Origin of the sequence: Rhizobium sp. BR 317 (genome assembly GCF_047445835.1) — a bacterium.
In the GTDB taxonomy this organism is placed as follows: Bacteria; Pseudomonadota; Alphaproteobacteria; order Rhizobiales; family Rhizobiaceae; genus Rhizobium; species Rhizobium paranaense.
In genome coordinates this window covers 1-1994 of record NZ_JARWLB010000091.1, presented here as the reverse complement: position 1 = coordinate 1994, position 1994 = coordinate 1, and the positions used below count along the sequence as shown (strand labels likewise).

The following is a 1994-nucleotide window of genomic DNA, read 5'->3' as shown; positions in this document are numbered from 1 at the left end:
ATATTGAGCATCATGGCCGCGCCGATGGAGGTGCTGTTCACGTTTGGGTTGTCGAATTCTTTCCGAATGCCTGCCATGCCGACATCGACATATTCGGCAGCCGAGCGCAGTGCCCCTTCGACGGAGATGGTAGCGCGGAAGTTGTCGGGGTAATTCGACGCCAGATCGATAGCAAGATGTCCGCCCATCGAGCTACCCATATAAACKGGGCGGTCCAGACCAAGGGCTTTAGAGAGTTCCAGTTGGAAATCCATCATGAACTTCTTGGTCATGTTGTACTCTTTCTCCCACCAGCGAACGCCGTGTGGAGGAAGAGACTTCCCGTGATAGGGCAAGTCGAACGCGATGACGCGGAAGTTCTTGGTMACGTCTTCGTCGCAGAGCGTGTGGCGGTACTGGCGGCCGTCGGAGCCCGCCGTATGACCGACAAGCAAGGGAATGCCCTCTCCGGCTTCCTCGTAATAGACGCGATATTCGATGCCTTCGATCGTCAGGTAGACGTAACGGCCCGTGATTGGATCATGCCTGGTCATGCTGCTACTCCTTCCGGGCGGGCTTCGCGCATCAGGTTCGTCATGCGATTGAGCGCAGGGAGATACGCGAAGGTTTCGTTATTGTTGCTAAGGAACAGACCGTGTTTGATGTTTGACGACTGCAGGCACTGATAAAACGGCCGCGGCTTCTTCTGGAGAAGCGCGTCCCACTGTTMACCCGTGCCCCGGATGACGATCTTGCACTTCTCGTCGTMGTAGGCGGCTTCTTCGACCTTCACCATCTTGCCGTCTTCGAAGTGGAGTGCGACGCTGCGGCTAGGAAAATCGCATTTGATAATGCCGTTGAGATAACGGGTTTCGCGCTTGAACTCGAAGTCCTCMAGCGCYAGTTTTTTGAACTTCTCGAGATCGATGGCCAAGTTCGGCTCCTCCCTGGTTAAAACGGCGCGGCCGATCCACGCCTTTCAAAATTTTCCGCCACGCCCAGCGGCGGCGGCTTCAGATGCCCATTTCGTTGAAGACCTCCTGGGCGTTTCGGAAGCTGTCGATGCCCGCCGGTACGCCGGCGTAGATCGCGACCTGCAGGAAAATCTCCTGGATTTCCTCCTTGGTGAGGCCGTTGTTGATCGCGCCGCGCACGTGCCCCTTGAGCTCATGCGGACGATTGAGAACGGAGATCATGCCAAGGTTCAGAATGGACCGCGCGCGCCTGTCGAGGCCTGGTCGATTCCAGATCTCGTTCCAGCAATACTCAGTGACGAGCTGCTGCATAGGCCAGGTGAAGTCGGTCGCCTTACCGAGTGCTGCGTCGACATAGGCATCGCCCATGACTTCACGACGCGTCGCCAGCCCTTGAGCGAACTGTTTCGAAGGGACAGGCCGCTCCTTGCCGTGTGTTTTCACTTTCGTTTCTTTCGTGGCGGTCATTCGACAACGCTCCTAGCTTTACTGTCTATGACAAGATCAACTKATTGTCCGACAATCTGTCTGTTTCGCCCGAATTCGCGAGTTTCCGGGGCTAATTGTGATCTTCGACGTATCGGATGATGCGGGTGTGGTCCTCGGATGGGCCTAGCGCCTTCTGTGCAGCATCCCAGGCGTCTGCCGTGCTGGCGAGAGCATCGAGGCGAAGACMAAGCGTCTTGGCGAGATCGGCGGCGATGCKGATATCCTTGGCCATCAGGCCAATGGCAAATCCCGACCCGAACGTCTCAGAGAGGATGAACTGCTTCATCTTCACTTCGGTGGCGTTGTTCTTTCCAGACGACGAGTTKAGAATATCGACGATCGTCGCCGGCTCMAGGCCGAAGGCACGTCCAAGAAGGACACCCTCGATCGCCGCCAGCACACCTGCACCGGATACGAAGTTGTTAATCGCTTTCATMGCGWGACCCGAGCCAACTGGCCCCGTCCGGAACACCTGTTGTCCCACTGCCTTCAGCAGCGGCTCGGCCTCCTCGATATCAGCATCCTCCCCACCGGCCATGATTGTMAAGGTGC

General features: G+C 57.0%; 4 protein-coding genes. All 4 read right to left on the bottom strand.

Annotated elements, in window-relative coordinates; all coding sequences use genetic code 11:
• The coding region (locus tag QD357_RS31915; RefSeq protein WP_414126014.1) for an alpha/beta fold hydrolase at positions 1-533 on the bottom strand (533 nt) is incomplete at its 3' end.
• Positions 530-913, bottom strand: a complete 384-nt coding sequence (locus QD357_RS31910) for a hypothetical protein (protein WP_414126012.1) — start codon at positions 911-913, stop codon at positions 530-532. The genes QD357_RS31910 and QD357_RS31915, both read right to left, overlap by 4 nt.
• 79 nt (positions 914-992) lie before the next feature.
• Positions 993-1421, bottom strand: a complete 429-nt coding sequence (locus tag QD357_RS31905; RefSeq protein ID WP_004129705.1) for a carboxymuconolactone decarboxylase family protein — start codon at positions 1419-1421, stop codon at positions 993-995.
• Positions 1422-1512: 91 nt separating this feature from the next.
• On the bottom strand, positions 1513-1994 hold a 482-nt coding region (locus QD357_RS31900), incomplete at its 5' end, for an NAD(P)-dependent oxidoreductase (protein ID WP_414126010.1).

Coding starts and splice junctions, on each gene's coding strand:
- QD357_RS31905 (WP_004129705.1), bottom strand. CDS start 1,421: ATGACCGCCACGAAAGAAACGAAAGTGAAAACACACGGCAAGGAGCGG.